The organism is Archangium lansingense, assembly GCF_026626635.1.
Lineage (GTDB): Bacteria > Myxococcota > Myxococcia > Myxococcales > Myxococcaceae > Archangium > Archangium lansingense.
On the sequence record NZ_JAPNKA010000001.1, the window covers coordinates 554,757 to 570,995 of the forward strand.

The 16,239-nt window shown below is 69.5% G+C and carries 11 protein-coding genes; 6 read left to right on the forward strand and 5 right to left on the reverse strand.

The window, feature by feature from the left end; all coding sequences use genetic code 11:
- Positions 1–115: 115 nt before the first annotated feature.
- Positions 116–2,314 carry a (Fe-S)-binding protein gene (locus tag OV287_RS02160; RefSeq protein WP_267532288.1) on the reverse strand — a complete coding sequence of 733 codons (2,199 nt, stop codon included), beginning with the start codon at positions 2,312–2,314 and terminating at the stop codon, positions 116–118.
- A gap of 286 nt (positions 2,315–2,600) precedes the next feature.
- Between OV287_RS02160 and OV287_RS02165 the strand changes: the two genes are divergently transcribed.
- From OV287_RS02165 to OV287_RS02180, 4 genes are all read left to right on the forward strand, one after another.
- Positions 2,601–6,422 (forward strand): ELWxxDGT repeat protein, encoded by a 3,822-nt coding sequence (locus OV287_RS02165; protein WP_267532289.1) that lies wholly within the window; start codon positions 2,601–2,603, stop codon positions 6,420–6,422.
- Between the two features lie 287 nt (positions 6,423–6,709).
- Complete coding sequence (locus OV287_RS02170) at positions 6,710–6,871, forward strand: hypothetical protein (RefSeq protein ID WP_267532290.1); 162 nt, start codon at positions 6,710–6,712, stop codon at positions 6,869–6,871.
- 177 nt (positions 6,872–7,048) lie between these two features.
- Positions 7,049–8,431: an AAA family ATPase gene (locus OV287_RS02175; RefSeq protein WP_267532291.1), complete on the forward strand. Its 1,383-nt coding sequence runs from the start codon at positions 7,049–7,051 to the stop codon at positions 8,429–8,431.
- Positions 8,432–8,606: 175 nt separating this feature from the next.
- Entirely contained in the window at positions 8,607–9,845 is a 1,239-nt protein-coding gene (locus OV287_RS02180) for a vWA domain-containing protein (RefSeq protein WP_267532292.1), read from the forward strand.
- Positions 9,846–9,855: 10 nt separating this feature from the next.
- Here the strand turns inward: OV287_RS02180 and OV287_RS02185 are convergent, their stop codons facing one another.
- Positions 9,856–10,053 carry a hypothetical protein gene (locus OV287_RS02185; protein WP_267532293.1) on the reverse strand — a complete coding sequence of 66 codons (198 nt, stop codon included), beginning with the start codon at positions 10,051–10,053 and terminating at the stop codon, positions 9,856–9,858.
- A 151-nt stretch (positions 10,054–10,204) separates the two neighbouring features.
- Here OV287_RS02185 and OV287_RS02190 point away from each other — a divergent pair, with 151 nt between their 5' ends.
- Positions 10,205–12,472, forward strand: coding sequence for a protein-disulfide reductase DsbD family protein (locus OV287_RS02190; RefSeq protein WP_267532294.1), 2,268 nt, complete (start codon positions 10,205–10,207; stop codon positions 12,470–12,472).
- 71 nt (positions 12,473–12,543) lie between these two features.
- The gene (locus tag OV287_RS02195) at positions 12,544–13,128 is read left to right on the forward strand and encodes a thioredoxin family protein (RefSeq protein WP_267532295.1); all 585 of its coding nucleotides are present in this window, start codon (positions 12,544–12,546) and stop codon (positions 13,126–13,128) included.
- A gap of 209 nt (positions 13,129–13,337) precedes the next feature.
- Here the strand turns inward: OV287_RS02195 and OV287_RS02200 are convergent, their stop codons facing one another.
- The 3 genes from OV287_RS02200 to OV287_RS02210 form a co-directional block, all read right to left on the reverse strand.
- A complete protein-coding gene (locus OV287_RS02200) occupies positions 13,338–14,138 on the reverse strand; it encodes a hypothetical protein (protein WP_267532296.1) in 801 nt (266 codons plus the stop codon).
- Between the two features lie 98 nt (positions 14,139–14,236).
- The gene (locus OV287_RS02205) at positions 14,237–15,094 is read right to left on the reverse strand and encodes a Uma2 family endonuclease (protein ID WP_267532297.1); all 858 of its coding nucleotides are present in this window, start codon (positions 15,092–15,094) and stop codon (positions 14,237–14,239) included.
- A 245-nt stretch (positions 15,095–15,339) separates the two neighbouring features.
- Positions 15,340–16,200: an FG-GAP repeat domain-containing protein gene (locus OV287_RS02210; RefSeq protein WP_267532298.1), complete on the reverse strand. Its 861-nt coding sequence runs from the start codon at positions 16,198–16,200 to the stop codon at positions 15,340–15,342.
- Positions 16,201–16,239: the final 39 nt, after the last annotated feature.

Consider the following 16,239-nt stretch of genomic DNA (forward strand, 5'->3'; position numbering starts at 1 on the left):
GGGCCTCCGGGTTCAACCTGGGATCTCGATACCCTCACCCCGTCCCTCTCCCGGGGGGAGAGGGGTTGATGCTCGAGTGGGGTGCTTGGGTTGGTGCTCGAGTGGCGTGCTCAGACTACTCGGGCTTGGCGTTCACCACCGCGCTCGGCGCCACCGTGCCCGCGCCCTGCTTCACCTCCAGCGCGTCCGCCACCAGCTCGGTGATGTCCTTCACCTTGATGCGCTCCCCGCGCTCCGTGTCGTTCACCGCGTCGTTCAACATCGTCGAGCAGAACGGGCACGCCACCGCCACGATGCCCTTTCCTCCCGGCTCCTTGTACTCGCCCACCAGGCCCGGCTTCTTCCTGTCCGCCGCATCCGGGTACGGCGTGCTCGGATCCTCGGCGTGCTTCAGCGTCAGCGCCGCCTCGTTCAACCGGTTGTGGTTGATGCGCGTGCCGATGTGCTCCTCCATCCACATCCGTCCGCCACCCGCGCCGCAGCAGAAGCCCTCGCGCTTGCTGCGCTGCATCTCCACCACCTCGAGCCCCGGAATCGCCTTCAGCACCTCACGAGGCGCGTCGTACACCCCGTTGTGCCGGCCCAGGTAGCACGGGTCGTGGTACGTCAGCTTCTCGTTCATCACCTGCGAGAGCTTGATGCGCTTCTCCTTCAGCAGGTCGTTGATCAGCTGCGTGTGGTTGATGACCCGGTACTCGCCGCCGAACTCCGGGTACTCGTTCTTGATGGTGTTGAAGCAGTGCGGGCACTGCGTGATGACCGCCTTCACGCCCATCGAGTTCCACGTCTCGACGTTCGTCTTCGCCATCGTCTGGTACAGGTACTCGTTGCCCATGCGGCGCGCCGAGTCCCCGTTGCACATCTCCTGCTTGGACAGCGTCGCGAAGCTCACCCCCGCCTCGCGCAGAATCTTCACCAGCGCCCGGCTCACCTTCTTCTGCTTGTCGTCGTAGCTGCCCGCGCAGCCCACGAAGAACAGGTACTCGTACGGGCCGCCTCCATCACCCCACGTGGGCAGCGCCAGGTCCTCGGCCCACTCGTCGCGCCGGTCCTGGCCCAGGCCCCAGGGGTTGCCCTGGCGCTCCATGCCCTCGAACACGCGCTGGATTTCGGGCGGGAACTCCGCCTTCACCTGCACCTGGTAGCGCCGCATGTCGATGAGCCGCGGCACGTTCTCGATGAACACCGGACACGCCGTCTCGCACCAGCCGCAGCTCGTACATGCCCACACCGTCTCTGCCTTCAGCGCGCTCCCGATGATTTCCGGCAGCGGCTCCGCCGTGCCCGACGGTCCCCGGCCCTCCTCCACCCACATCTCGTGGTCCCAGATCCAATGCTTCAGGTCCTGGTTCACGGCCTTGTGGGTCAGCGGCTTGCCGGTGATGTACGTGGGGCAGTGCGTCTGGCAGCGGCCGCACTCGGTGCACGAGTACAGGTCCATGCCCTGCTTCCAGGTGAGGTCCTTCACCGTCGCGGCGCCGAACTCCTCCTTCTCCAGGTTCGGCGTGGGCAGCTTCGCGCTCCCCGAGGTCTGCGAGTCCTTCCCCAGGCGCAGGAAGAAGACGTTGAAGAGGCCCGTAATGACGTGGAAGTGCTTGCCCACGGGCAGGAAGTTGAGGAACGCCAGGATGATGGTCAGGTGAATCCAGAAGCCCGCCACGCCCAGCACGTGCGCCGCGGTCCAGCCCAGCGGCTTCATCCCCATGCCCACCACGCTGGTGACCGGCTCCCACCACACGAAGTTGCTGGTGGCCACCGGCATCGTCTGCTCGCGGGGCACCATGTGGCTGCCGCCGAAGAGGAACTCCGTCACCATCAGGCCCGAGATGAAGCCGAGGATGAGGAAGGCCTCCCACGAGGGGCTCATGCGGTCCGGCTTCACTCCGGCGCGCATGTAGACGAAGTAGGCACAGCCCAGCAGCGCTCCGGCCGCCACCAGGTCCTTGATCAGCAGGTAGACGCGGTAGGCGGTGAGCAGCTCCGGCTGGCCGCCCCAGAACGGGTGCCCCAGGTCCGTGAGCAGCACCAGGCCCGTCTCGGAGAAGCCCATCACGAACATCATGATGGTGCGCAGCGCCAGCACCATGAACGCCGCGAAGATGAAGACGTGCATGAGGCCCGGGGTGAATTCCTCCGGGTCCACCATGCGCTTCTGCCCCAGGCCGAAGCGCAGCAGCGCCGAGGCTCGCTGGGGGATGTTGTCCAGCCGGTTCTCCTTCTTCATCGCCAGCAGGACGCCGATGCGTCCGGACATGGTGATGCCGAAGACGGAGAGGCCGACGGCGAGGAGGAGGCCTGTAATGATGGGGCTCATGGCGGTTCGGTGAACCTCGCGAAGGTGCGCGCGGTGGGGAGGACCGGTTGCCGCGCTGCGGCACTGCTGTAACCCTGCAACCCTAACAAGATTGATTCTCGAATCAAGCACCTGTCCGAGTCAGGCGTCGCCTCGTTTCTACTCGGGGCGAAGCCTGCACGTACCCCAGGCGGAGCATCGTTGACAGCACAACGTGCATCGCCCACGGTGCCCGCCCCGCGGACCCATGGCCGGATGGGGGGCTTCCATACTGGGAAGCCATTCCGCACGGGGGGATTCCAGACCGATGAGAAGCCGACGAGGAAGCGTGGGCCGCCTGGCCGTGGTGCTGGCGGCGATGGGGGGTTGTGTGGACTCGGGCCCGGAGGCCCGGAAGACGGCCGAGGTGCCGCTGGGCCAGGAGCGGAGCGCGCTCACCCTGGGAGCGCCCGTGCTGGTGCGCGATCTCCAGCCGACCCCGCCGCCATCGCCGCAGGCGGGCAGTCATCCCTCGGACTTCGTGGCGGTGGGCTCGACGCGCTTCTTCGTCGCGTCCGACCCGCTCCACGGGGCCGAGCTGTGGACGAGCGACGGGACGCCCGAGGGCACCGTGCTGGTGAAGGACCTCGTCCCGGGGAGCCAGGGCTCCAACATCGGCGAGTTCACGGTCGCCCACGGGGTGCTCTACTTCCTCGCGACCCACGGGTATCAACGAGTGCTGTGGCGGAGTGATGGAACCATCGAGGGCACGGTGCCGCTCCTGGGCGATCGGCGGATGCCGTTGTTCATCTCGGAGCTCGAGGCCGTCAACGACACGCTCTACCTCTCCGCGAATGGCGGCTCCGGCTTCGAGCTGTGGACGAGCGATGGGACGAACGCGGGCACCCAGCTGGTGAGGCACGTCTACACGTCGGGAGGCACAGCGCCCCAGGGGCTGCGCGCCGTGGGAGGGACGCTCTACTTCACGGCGGATGACGGGGTGCACGGCCGCGAGCTGTGGAAGAGCGATGGGACCGCGGCGGGCACGGGGATGGTGAAGGACCTCGCCCCGGGGGCCGCCAGCACCACGCTCGGGGAGCTCGCCGGAGCGGGGGACGTGCTCTACTTCACCACGGCGGGCTCGCTGTGGAAGAGCGATGGCACCCCCGAGGGCACCGTGCCCCTCACCAACGTGCTCGGGGGCCCCATTGTTTCGGAGGGCCCCTCCCTTCGCGGCCCCGGCTGGCTGAAGGTCTCGGGCGGGACGCTCTACTTCTCCGCGGATGACGGCACGGCCGGGTACGAGCTGTGGAAGAGCGATGGCTCCCCCAAGGGGACCGTGCAGGTGAAGGACATCCATCCCTCTGGCGATTCCAGGCCCTCCCTCATGGCCGACGCCAATGGGGTCCTTCTGTTCCTCGCCTGGCACCCCGACACCGGACGTGAGGTGTGGACGAGTGATGGGACGGCCGATGGAACCGTGCGCCTCACGGACATCCAGCCGGGCGGGGGCACCGAGTCCGTGAACAGCTGGTTCGCCGTGGCCGGCTCGCGCGCGTATTTCTTCGCCGATCGCGGCTGGGGAAACCACGCGCTCTGGATGACTGACGGCACTCCGGTGGGGACTCGGGAGCTGCGGAGCCTCGCGCCGGAGAGCTCGAGTGCCGGGCTCTCCCAGTCCCTGGGCTTCGCGGATGGCAGCCTGCTCTTCGTGGCGGACGATGGCGTGCACGGCGTGGAGCCGTGGAAGACGGATGGGACGCCGGAGGGTACCGTCCTCCTGAAGGACCTCGACAGGGGCGCGCATGGCAGCGCTCCACGGGATGTGATGGACGTTGGCGGGGGGCGGGTCCTCTTCTCGGTTCCCGTCGAGGGCAGCGGCCTGGAGCTGTGGGCGAGCGATGGAACGGACGCGGGCACTCGGCGGCTCCACGCGGGGTTGCGCTACCTCGGCCGTGTGAGCCTGCGCATGGGCGGCGTGCGGTACTTCAATGCGTCCACGACGAATGACTCCGGTGCCGAGCTGTGGCGGAGCGATGGGACGCCGGAGGGCACCTTCCTCCTCCGGGACTTCTACACGGTGGGCAGCGGCAGCATGGCGCAGACCGGCGTCGAGGTGGCGGGCCGGTTCTTCTTCTTCGCGACCACGGCCGAGCATGGCGCCGAGCTGTGGGTGAGCGACGGCACGCGCGAGGGCACGGTGCTGGTGAAGGACATCCGCCCGGGCCCCGCGTCGTCCCTCCCCTCGGTGATGCTCAACGTGGGAGGGACGCTCTACTTCGCGGCGGATGACGGCGTGCACGGCCGCGAGCTGTGGAAGAGCGATGGGACCGCGGCGGGCACGGTGCTGGTGAAGGACCTCGTCCCGGGCGCGACGGGCTCCTCTCCGATGGAGATGGAGAACCTGAACGGGTCGCTCGTCTTCACCGCGAGCGATGCCGTCCCCACGGGCCGCAATGTGCTGTGGCGGCTGGGTCTGGATGGTCAGTTGCGGAAGATCGCGCTCGAGGAGCCCGGGCTGTCCATGGGAGAGCAGCAGGTGCTGAGGGTCGTCAACGGCACGCTCCTCGTCTTCACCGATGCCTCCTTCGTGCCGGCGCTGTGGTCGTACGACGGAACGTCCGAGCATGCGACCCTGCTCTCCAGGAACCAGCACTACATCCTCGTGGACACGGCGGTCGCGGGCAGGGTGCTCTACTTCCAGGCGGGGAGCGGCCTGGGCGGCGTGGGGCTGTGGCGCACCGATGGCACGGCCGCTGGAACGTACGCGGTGATGGACGGGTCCCCGGGACACCTGGATGGCTCGTACTACCCCTCCTCCATGCTGGGGCTCGCGGACCGCGGCCAGGTGCTCTTCCGCTCCTCGGAGGGGGCGAGTGGCGTGGAGATGTGGACATCGGATGGGACCGAAGTGGGGAGCTATCTGGTCGCGGATGTCGCGCCGGGGCCCCGGACCAGCGATCCCCGTGCGTTCACGCGCAGCGGCGACAGCGTGTTCTTCCGCGCTGACGACGGGGTGCATGGCTCCGAGCTGTGGCTCCTCTCCCTGCCGCCGGTGTCCCCCGACACCACGCTGCCCGTGCTGGTGTGCCCGGCGGCGGTGACGCTCGAGGCTTCCTCGGCCTCTGGCGCAACCGCCTCCTGGCCGGATGCCCGGGTCTCCGATGATGTCTCCGCATCCATCCCGCTGACGTACAGCCATGTCCCGGGCACGGCGTTCCCGCTGGGGACGACGGTGGTGACGGTGACGGCGCGGGACGCGGCGGACAACGAGGCCGGGTGTGCCTTCGACGTGGTGGTGCGCGACTCCATTGCCCCGGTGGTGAGCTGCCCGGCGGACGTGGAGGTGGCTGTCTCCGGCCCCGAGGGCACCCCGGTCACCTTCGCGGAGGCCACGGCGAGCGACGGGGTGACGGCCCGCCCCGAGGTGACGTACAGCCATGCCTCGGGTAGCGCCTTCCCCGTGGGACAGACGGTGGTGACGGCGACGGCGAGGGATGTGGCTGGGAACGCCGGGACGTGCACCTTCCGCGTCACCGTGAGGGACACCACGAAGCCTTCGGTCACGTGTCCGGCGGCCATGACGGTCGAGGCCACTGGGCCCTCGGGTGCGCCGGTGACGTTCGCCGCCACCGCCACGGACGATGGGACCGTCCACCCCAAGGTGACGTACAGCCCCGCCCCGGGTGGCACCTTCCCGATGGGGGAGACGTCCGTCACCGTGACGGCGAAGGACGCGGCGGGCAACGCGGCCACATGCTCCTTCGGCGTGGTGGTGCGCGACACCACCGCCCCCGTCCTCACCTGCCTGGCGGACGTGGAGGTGGAGACACGGGAGGCCTCGGGACGCGCGGTGGAGTACCCGGAGGCCACGGCCAGTGACGCGGTGACGGCCATTCCCGAGGTGACGTACAGCCACGTTTCGGGCAACGCCTTCCCGGTGGGCACGACCCTGGTCACCGCTACGGTGACGGACGCGGCGGGTAACAGCGCCACGTGCTCCTTCGGCGTCACCGTGAAGCGCTCGCCGGGTGGGAACGAAGAGGGCTCCGGCTGCGCGGCGGCGGGGGGCTCTCCCGCGGGGCTGCTGGGGCTGCTGCTCCTGCTCGCCTGGCCGTCCCTCGGGCGGGCCCGAGCCCGACGGAGCTGAAAAAACGGCCCGCCCGGCTCCTCTGCGGGGTGCGTCGGGCGGGCAGGCACAAGTAGGTGTGTAAAAGCAAGCAGGCGTGCACTATCAGACGAAGCTGGCTGCTTGGGAGCTCAAGGACTTTACAAGACAGCGGCCAATGCTCACCATGGTCGGTAAATCGGTCAAACGATGTTGGGAGGGGCACCGCATGGGGTGGGCCCCAGGAGACCGAGAGAGAGGCGCCCGTGGGGGCGGCGAGCCAGTTGGCCGGCGACCTGAAGCAGCACGGAAAGCGCCCAGGAGGAGCCATGGTGCACGACGACACGACGTATGTGGACGACGAGGGTCTGGCGTACGTCGTTCCAGGCGGCGAGGACGAGGAGTCGGGGTCCATCATGCCGGTCCGGGTGACCACCGGAGGCCGGCTGTGGGGGGCTGAAGAAGCCTACGGCGGGTACGACGCCGAGTAGCACCAGGGCCCCCGCGTCTGGGGACATGACGCGGGGGCGCGAGTATGACGCGGAGGGACGCGTCTCCCTGTCGAGCCGGTGCCTGGCACCCGTTCCGGGGATGGAATCCGCGGCTCCGTGTATCTTCCACCCCACGTGGGGTCTCCGAGCGAATCGAGCACAGGTGAAGCGGCGGCGGTGCGTCCCGAGGAGGAGCTCGCGGGCTTCGACCGGTTGCTGCCCGCGCTGAAGGAGGCGTATCAGCGCAACCGAGGCAAGGCTTGGTCGGCCGAGGAGCTCGGCGAGCTGTCCGGGCTGCCGGTGGCGGAGGTGGCTCGTACGCTGGAGCGGTTCGCCGCGGAGCTGGAGCTCGCGGAGGTGCTCTTCGGGGATGACGTGGGCCTCGTTGGCGCCATCCAGCTCGCGACCACCGTGTTGGAGACAGAGTCCTTCGAGACCGTGCGTGCGCGGCTCGGGGCCCAGGGTCCGCTGGAGGCTCCTCTCCGTCTCACGCAGCTGCGCGTGGATGGGTACCGGGTGCTCGAGGGGCTCGACGTGCGGCTCGGCGACCTGACCGTCCTCACGGGTGAATCGGGCTCGGGCAAGTCCTCACTCCTCGACTGCCTGGCGCTGCTTGCCTTCGCGGTGCGCCATCCGCTTCCCTCGGGCACTCCTCGCGCCCACGTGTCGCTGCGCGTCACCAGCGGTACCGGCCGGGCCTTCCGGTATTCGCTGGGCCTGGGCGGGCCGGAGAGTGCGCCCCGCGTCATCTCGGAGCGGTTCGCCTCCGTGGAGACGGACGCGAGCGGCCAGGAGTTGGAGGCCTTCGCGTTCTTGGATTTCAAGAATGGCAGAGGGACGGTGCGCACGGTGCGTTGGGAGTCGCCCCGGCCCCACCTGCGAGCGGCGCCCCACACGCTGCCGCCGGACGTGCTCGCGCTGCGTGAGGAGCTGGAGCCCGCCTTGTGCTCGGCCGCCAGCTTCCGTGCGTTCGTCTCCGGCTGGCGCTTCTACCCGGGCTTCGATGTCTCGCGGAACGCGGTGCTCCGGCGGCCGGTGCCCTCGGAGCCCGAGCCCCTGCTGGCGGCGGATGGCTCCAACCTGAGCGCCGTGCTCTTCCACCTGATGGTGGAGTGGCCGGAGCGCTGGCGCGAGCTGGAGGCCACTCTGCGCGAGGCTCATCCGTCCTTCCAGTCGCTCTCCGTCAAACCCCGGGGCGGGCCGGGCACTGTCATTGGCGTGTGGCGAGAGGCTGGCGTGAGGGACGAGCTGACGCTGGCGGACCTCTCGGACGGCACGCTGCGCCTGCTGTGCCTGGCGGTGCTGTGCCTGTCGCCTCGGAAGCCGACACTGGTGGGACTCGACGGGCCCGAGCTGGGGCTCCACCCGCGTGTGTTGCCGGTGCTCGCCGGGCTGCTCCGGCGCGCTTCCTCCGAGACGCAGTTGCTCATGGCCACGCAGTCTCCCGCGCTCCTGGCCGGGCTGCCCCCCGAGAGGGTAGCCCTGATGAAGAAGGTGGACGGGCGCGCGGTGTTGGAGCCGGGCACGCAGCCGGGTGGGGTGGCTGGGACCCGCTCGTAAGGGGTTTCGCGGGGCGTCCGAGTCCAGCATTCCGGGAGAGTGTCCGGAAGTCCCGCGAACGAGCGGCTCGAATGTGAGCGCCTGCGGGTTGCGGCCGTGGGGGCCAGTCCGGCGATACTGAGGGGACGCGGTGGTACCGGGGCACACGTATGTGCCTCGCACGGAGGATGAAGCGATGAAGCTGACGGCCTGGGCGGTCGAGCGCGATAGTGAGCGCGGCCGGGATGTACATCTGCTCGTCACCGTGGAGGCCGAGTCGGACGCGCCCCGTGCACCCGTGGCGTTGAACCTCGTGCTGGACCGGAGCGCGTCGATGCGAGGCGCGCCGTTGGCCGCGGCGGTGGAGGCCGCGCAGCTGCTCGTCGAGCGCGCGAGCTCGAAGGACTACCTGGGACTGCTCGCCTTTGACGGGGTGCCGGAGCAGCTCGTGCCACTGCGGCCCATGGATGCAGAGGCGCGGACTGAGCTGGCCGAGGCGCTCTCGGCGATGCAGGCTGGCGAGGGCACCGCGCTGCATGAGGCGGTGGAGTCCGGAGCGGCCGCGGTGCGCCGGCTGTTCGTCCCCGGGGCGCGACCGAAGATGCTGATGCTCACGGATGGCGAGCCCTCGGTGGGCCCGCGCTCGCTGGCGGACTTCCGCACGCTGGGCGGCAAGGTGGCCGAGTCGGGCATTACGCTGCACGCGCTGGGACTGGGACGGCACTACCTGCCGGAGATTCTCGAGGCGCTCACGGGCCCCGCGGGCACGGGCTTCACCCACGTGGACGACGCCGAGGGCCTGCCGGTGGCGGCCGCGGCGTTGGTGGCTGAGTTGTTCGGCGAGGTGGGGACGGACGCGCGCCTGTACGTGAAGCCGATGGGCTTCTCCGAGCTGCTGTGCCGCCACCGCTACCCTGCGCGGGTGGAGGGAGACGCGCTGAGCGCGGGGCTGGGCTCGCTCTCGAACGCCTTCGCGCGCCGAGCGCTCTTCACCGGGCGGCTGGAGCTGGCGGACTGGACGCTCGGGGTGACGACGACGTGGACGGAGAATGGCGACACGCGGCGGGTGACGGTGCCGGTGCAGCGCGTGCTGCCCGACAGCCCCGAGGGCCGCTTCATTCGCGCGGTGGGCTCGGAGTTGGATCTGGTGGCGGCCGAGTCCGCGGCGTGGAAGGCGCTGGTGCGGCGTAACCCGATCGCCGCCGAGCAGTCGCTGAAGGTGGCCGAGGAGGCGCTGCGCGAGCTGGTGCGGCTGGCGGTGGATGAGGTGCCGGCGAAGCGCCATGTGGAGCGGCTGACGGACCTGAAGCTCGCGGTGGAGCGTCGCGCGGGCGAGCTGCCGGCGCTGGTGGTGCGCCGGGCCCGGGCCGCCGATGCGCACACCGGACTGAGCATCATCCAGCCTGCGATTCCCATTCGGAAGGCCGGGAACTGAGCGCTCAGCGCTAGACCAGCGGGAACTGCTCGCGCACCGGGCCGCGAAGCCACTCCGCTGAGGTGAGCCCACCTTCTCCATCACGCGCCGCGAGGCTTTGTTTGTTGGTGGTCAGCGTGAAGGCCACCACGTCCTCCAGGCGTGGCCGCTCGGCAAGCATTCGAGCGGTATGGAAGGTGTCTACCCCCATCACCTTGGCTCTCTTCAACCCTCTGTAACCTTGGGGCAGGGGCTTGCGTACCAGCCATACCACCGGGAGCCAGCCCTCCGGGAATGCCTGCCCGCCTGGAGGGTTGGTGGGCGCCAATCTACGGGCGGACGGCTGGCGGATGGCGGGCCGGTGGGTTAACGGGAGGCGCATGACGCTGCAGCGGGTACGACGTTCGAACTGGGGGGGGCTTCTCTTCGCCGCGGTGCTGGGGCTCTGCCTCGGCGCCGGCGAGGCCCGGGCACAATTGTCTTCCACGGCGGTGGCCAGTGGCGCGCCGGACGAGGGCAACGATCGGGTGGAGGCCGCCCTCCTGACGGACGTGGCCCAGGTGAAGGCGGGAGACGCCTTCCGCGTGGGCGTGCGCTTTCGCATGGACCCGGGCTGGCACATCTACTGGAAGAATCCAGGAGAGTCGGGCCTGGCCTCCGAGGTGACGTGGGACACGCCGGGCACCACCGTGGGGGCGCAGCAGTGGCCCGCGCCCTCCACCTTCCGCACCTCGGACGGCTACATCACCACCTATGGCTACGCGGACGAGGTGCTTCTCTTCGCCGACGCCCGCGCCTCCGAGAAGGCCGAGGGCTCGCTGCAACTCTCGGCCGCGGCGGACGTGCTGGTGTGCGAGGTGCACTGTCTGCCCGCGCAGCTCATGCTCACCCGCAACCTGCCGGTGGGCCCCGAGACGCAGTCGGACCCTGCGCACGCCCCCGGCTTTGACGCGGCCCGCGCGCGCGTGCCCGTGTCGCCCGAGAGCTCCGGCCATGAGGTGACGCTCGCGCTCGACACCAGGCCGCTTACCGCCGGCAAGCCCTTCACCGGAACGCTCACCGTGACGGCTCCTCGGGGCCAGCCGGTGCCCGCGGTGGAGAAGGACTTCTTCGTGCCCGAGCGCATCCCCGGCATCGCGCGCCTGGCCCTGTCGCCCGTGGCGGGCAGGCCCGGCACCTTCAAGCTGGAGGGCGAGGCGGCTCCGGACGTACCCGCGCAGGAGCCTCGGTTCGCGGGCGTGCTGCGCCTGGGCTCGGCCTCCGCGGGTGCCACCGCGCTGACGTTGAGCCTGCCGTTGGCCTCCGTGGTGGCCGCCGCGCCCGGCGCTCCCGCGGCTTCGGCGACGAAGGCCGTGGATGCACCGAAGCCCGCCGTGGTCGCCCCGGCCGGAGCGGCGGAGTCATCGCTGTCGCTGGGCCTGGTGTTGCTCTTCGCGTTCCTCGGGGGCGCGCTGCTCAACCTCATGCCGTGCGTCTTCCCGGTGTTGGCGCTCAAGGCCTACGGCTTCACCCGCACGGTGCACGCCGAGCAGGGCAAGGTGGGGCTGCATGCGCTGGCGTACGCGGGCGGCATCGTGGGCTCGCTGATGGTGCTGGCGGGGGTGGTGCTGGCCCTGCGCGCTGGCGGCAGCAGCGTGGGCTGGGGCTTCCAGTTCCAGGAGCCGCTCTTCGTGGCCGCGGTGGCCGCGGTGCTGGTGGCCTTCGCGCTCAACCTCTTCGGCGTCTTCCACGTGGGCACGGACGGCACCGCGCTGGTGGAGAAGGTGGACTCGAGCCACGGCTTCTCGCGCAGCGCGGGCGAGGGCGTGTTGGCGGTGGTGCTGGCCACGCCCTGCTCGGCGCCGCTGCTGGGCACCGCGGTGGGTTTCGCGCTCGCGGCGGGCCCGCTCACGGTGCTGGCCACCTTCTTCATGCTGGGCCTGGGCCTGGCGCTGCCCTTCTGCTTGCTGGTGCTGGTGCCTGGGCTGAGGAAGTTCCTCCCCAAGCCCGGAGCGTGGATGGAGCGCGGCAAGCAGCTGCTCGGCTTCGCGCTGCTGGGCACCACGGTGTGGCTGGTATGGGTGATGGGGGGCCTCACGGGCGTGGACGGCATGGCGCGACTGCTCGCCTTCCTCGCGGTGGTGGGCCTGGGCGCGTGGCTGTACGGCCTGGTGCAGGGCGCCTCGGGAGGACGCAAGGCGGCGGGTGTGGCGGCGGTGGTGGCGGTGCTGGTGGTGGGCGGCGTCTTCTCCCTGCGCTTCGAGGAGACGGGCCCGGCCGTTCGCAAGTCCTCGATGGTGGCCGAGGCGCAGCCGTGGGACGAGGCAGCGGTGGCCGCGGCGTTGAAGGCGGGGCAGCCGGTGTTCATCGACTTCACCGCGGACTGGTGCCTCACCTGCAAGTTCAACGAGCGCACGGTGCTGACGCGCGAGGATGTGCGAGCCGCCTTCTCGCAGCACAAGGTGGCCTTCTTCGTGGCGGACTGGACGCGGCGGGACGAGCGCATCAGCGCGAAGCTGGCCGAGTTCGGCCGGGCCGGAGTGCCCATGTACCTGGTGGTGAGCCCCGCGGCGCCCGACAAGCCCGAGGTGCTGCCCGAGCTGCTCACCTCCGACTCCGTCACCGACGCCGTGCGCCGCGCGGCCGAGCGGGTGGCCGACGCGACGTAGCGGCGGCTCGCGCATCTTCTGAGTTCTTTGGAGTTCTTTCGCAGTACCCCCACAAGAGGAGAGCAGAGCGAATGAAGCCTTTCTTCACCGCAGTGGCCCTCGCTGTGATGCTGCCCGTGGCGGCGCTCGCCGCCGATGCCCAGGTGGGCCAGCCCGCCCCGGCCTTCACCCTGAAGGACGAGTCCGGCAAGGAGCACTCGCTGTCGCAGTACAAGGGCAAGGTCGTGGTGCTGGAGTGGACCAACCCGGACTGCCCCTTCGTGAAGCGCCACTACACGGCCGACACGATGCAGAAGACGTTCGCGGGTGTGGATGCGAAGAAGGTGGTGTGGCTGGCGGTGGACTCCACCGCGAGCAACACGCCGGAGAAGTCCGCGGCCTGGAGGAAGACCGAGGGCTTCAGCTACCCGGTGCTGCAGGACGCGAGCGGCACGGTGGGCAAGACCTACGGCGCCAAGACGACGCCGCACATGTACGTCATCGATGAGCAGGGCGTGGTGCGCTACGCGGGCGCCATCGACGACGATCCGCGCGGCAGCAAGAAGGAGGGCACCACCAACCACGTGAAGACGGCGGTGGACGCGCTCCTGTCCGGCAAGCCCGTGCCGGCCTCCACCACCGAGCCGTACGGCTGCTCGGTGAAGTACAAGAGCTGAGCCCGAGGCCAGAAGGAACAACGCTCCACCGAGGGCTGCCAGGCACCTTGGGGAGCGTTGAGGTGGCGCCCCGCCATAACGAGAGGACGCCGGGATTGCGCTCTCGGAGGGAGCCCACGAAATCCACCGCTGGCAGTCAGTGGGTTTCGTGGACTACTTCGAGAGTCCCTATAGGAACATGACTTTTCGGGTCATGCAAGCTCCCTGGCTCAGGGGAGGATGGACTGGGGCTTCCGGGTCGCCGCAGAGACCGGCAGGTAGCACTTGCCCTGGTACTCGGCCTGGGTCTCGAAGCAGGGCGGACGCTTGGCGAGCTCCACCCAGCACCCGCCGTTGATCTCCACTTCACCGTGCTTGGGCCTGCAGGGGGCCTTGGCCTGGTCACGGAAGGGACCCCCGGGCATGGGATAGGCAATGGCCGCCATGCTCTGGCCATCGGTGCCGACAGAGGCGGGCGAATGGAGCCGGGCCGCTGCCTCCGCGCCCACTCCATGGACTGCGCCGGGCTCGGGCTCCAGACCTCTGTCGAGGCCGGTGAAACCCAGCCAGAGGCCCATGCCGAGGGCCACCGTGGCGAGGCCCATGGTGACGAGTCCCCTTCGGGAGCGCAGCCACCTGAGTGAGCGTCCGCGCCACCTGCGCAGCAGTCCGATGGGCTCACGGGTCAGATGGGCGCGCGCCTCGGCTTTCTGCTCCACCCGCTCGACGGCGGAGGCCAGCAGGTCGAGCAGCTCCGACAAGGCTGGCAGCCGACCCGAGGCCGGGGCCTGCTCCACCTCCAGCGCGACGTAGGGCGGCGACACGTGCGAGGAGGCGGAGAGCCGCCAGTCCTCCGTCGGCTCCCAGTCCGCGTGCCGGTCGGGCATCAGCACCAGGGCCGCGTTGCCGGTGTGGACGTTATGCGCCTCGTAGAGGCGGCCCAGGCCCGCTCCGACATCCTTGTGCTTGTAGCGCCTGCCGAGGTGGAACGGCCCCAGTTTCCCGCCCTTGAAGGGTGGTTCGTCTGCCATGTGCGGCCTCCTTCCGCCCGTCCTTCTATCACCTCTCGAAATGGGAGGCCGCACCTTATCTGGCAAGTCACCTCCACGGGCTGGCGCCTGGAGATGGTTCATCCTCCGCGCTGTTTCAGGCGCTCCAACTCGGCCTGTGACTCCGCGAGGCGCCGCTCCAACTCCTCCAGCCTTCGCGTCTCTTCCGCCAGCCGCCGCTCCGCTTCCTGGCGCAGCCGCTCCGTCTCCGCCAACTGACGGGCATCCTCGTCCGCTCGCTGCTGCAGCCCCGCCACCGACTCCTGCATCCGGTCGATGAACTCCTTGTACTCCAGCAGCAGCGCGGTCCCCGACCAGAAGCGCAACCGCCCCTCCTCTATCTGCAGCTGCAGCCCCAGCACCTCCGAGCTGTACCGGCCTCTCTCCGATGCGATGGGGACATACTCCCGCGCCTCGGGCGAGGGCAGCCGGTAGCCGTACAGCCGCTGCCGGGCCCGGTCGTAGATGAAGTATTCGGGGATGCCCAGGCGGGCATATCGCTTCACGTTGTACTCGGCGTCCTTCTTGCGGTCCCCGCCGACGTGGACCTCCAGTACCCAGTCCAGCCCCTTGCCCTCGTGCAGCACCACCCACTTGCTGCGAGGGTGGGTCTCCGCGTCCAGCACCACCACCAGGTCCGGCGCGAAGCGGCGCTCGGCGGGGTAGTACACCGGCAGCTCGGTGCCCACGTACACCCGCCGCCGCTGCCGCGAGAAGTAGCCCTCGAGTGCCTGCAACGCTCCCATCTTCGCCTGGGAGTGCAGGTCTCCCTCGGGCATCGCCATCTCGTCCCACGTCACCTCCCCGGGCAACTCCTCCACCACCCGGGCCCTCTCCGCCTCGCTCATCCGCGCCCACTCTTCCCGGGAGGGCGCCCGGGGAAAGGCGTCCTCCCGCTGCTGTTCGTCGCGTGCCATGCCCGTCAGGGTGCGGCACATGACCTGTCCGGTCAACCTCCCCGGAGCGACCCGTGAGCAAGCGGTGGGCCAGGAGACACAGCCGCGCCGCTCCGAGTGAGCGGCGGAACAGCGCGCGGCGTATGCCGTCCCTCTCGGGCCCGGTACGTCTCATCCGATGGACGCGCGACGCCGCTCGCCGTCACAGCGGGCCTGGCGCCCGGAGTGTGGAGTCGCGCCCGCGGAGCAACGGAGGTCACCTGATGTGGCGATGGCCCATCGCCGACTCAGAATGTGTAGGAAGAGTTGGCGAGGAAGTTCCAGCCGGTGGTGCCTCCATAGGAGACCATCCAGCCCGTTCCGTTGGCGTGGAACACGTCCGTCTTTCCGTCGCCATCCACATCCGCCAGCTCGGTGTTCGCCAGGGTGGCGGCCGAGACGTTCAGGTACGTCTGGCTGCCGCTCCCCGAGTAGAAGAGCCACCAGTTGGCGCCATCCGGGTAGAAGACATCGGCCTGCCCGTCGCCGTTGAAGTCACCGAGAGCCACCTGGGACACGGTGAGGGAGGAACTGCGCAGGAAGTTCCAGCCGGTGGTGCCTCCGTAGGAGACCATCCAGCCCGTCCCGTTGGCGTGGAACACATCCGTCTTTCCGTCACCATCCACATCGGCCAGCCGGGTGTTCGCCAGGGTGGCGGCCGAGACGTTCAGATACGTCTGGCTGCCGCTCCCCGAGTAGAAGACCCACCAGTTGGCGCCATCCGGGTAGAAGACGTCGGCCTGCCCGTCACCGTTGAAGTCGCCGAGAGCCACCTGAGACACGGTGAGGGGGGAACTGCGCAGGAAGTTCCAGCCGGTGGTGCCTCCGTAGGAGACCATCCAGTCCGTCCCGTTGGCGTGGAACACATCCAGCTTTCCATCACCATTCATATCCGCCAGCCGGGTGTTCGCCAGGGTGGCAGCCGAGACGTTCAGGTAGCTCCAGGAACCAGGACTGGGAGACGCCAACCACCAATTGCCGCCATCCGGCCGGAAGACCTCCGCACGGCGATCTCCATCGAAATCTCCGAGTGCCATCTGGCGCTGCGCCCAGACCGTCCCCATCGGAACCAGGCAAGACACCACGGCAGCGGCCCACAACGTGTTCATCCTCATCTGTGACTTCTCCCAGGGTTGACTGACCAGACG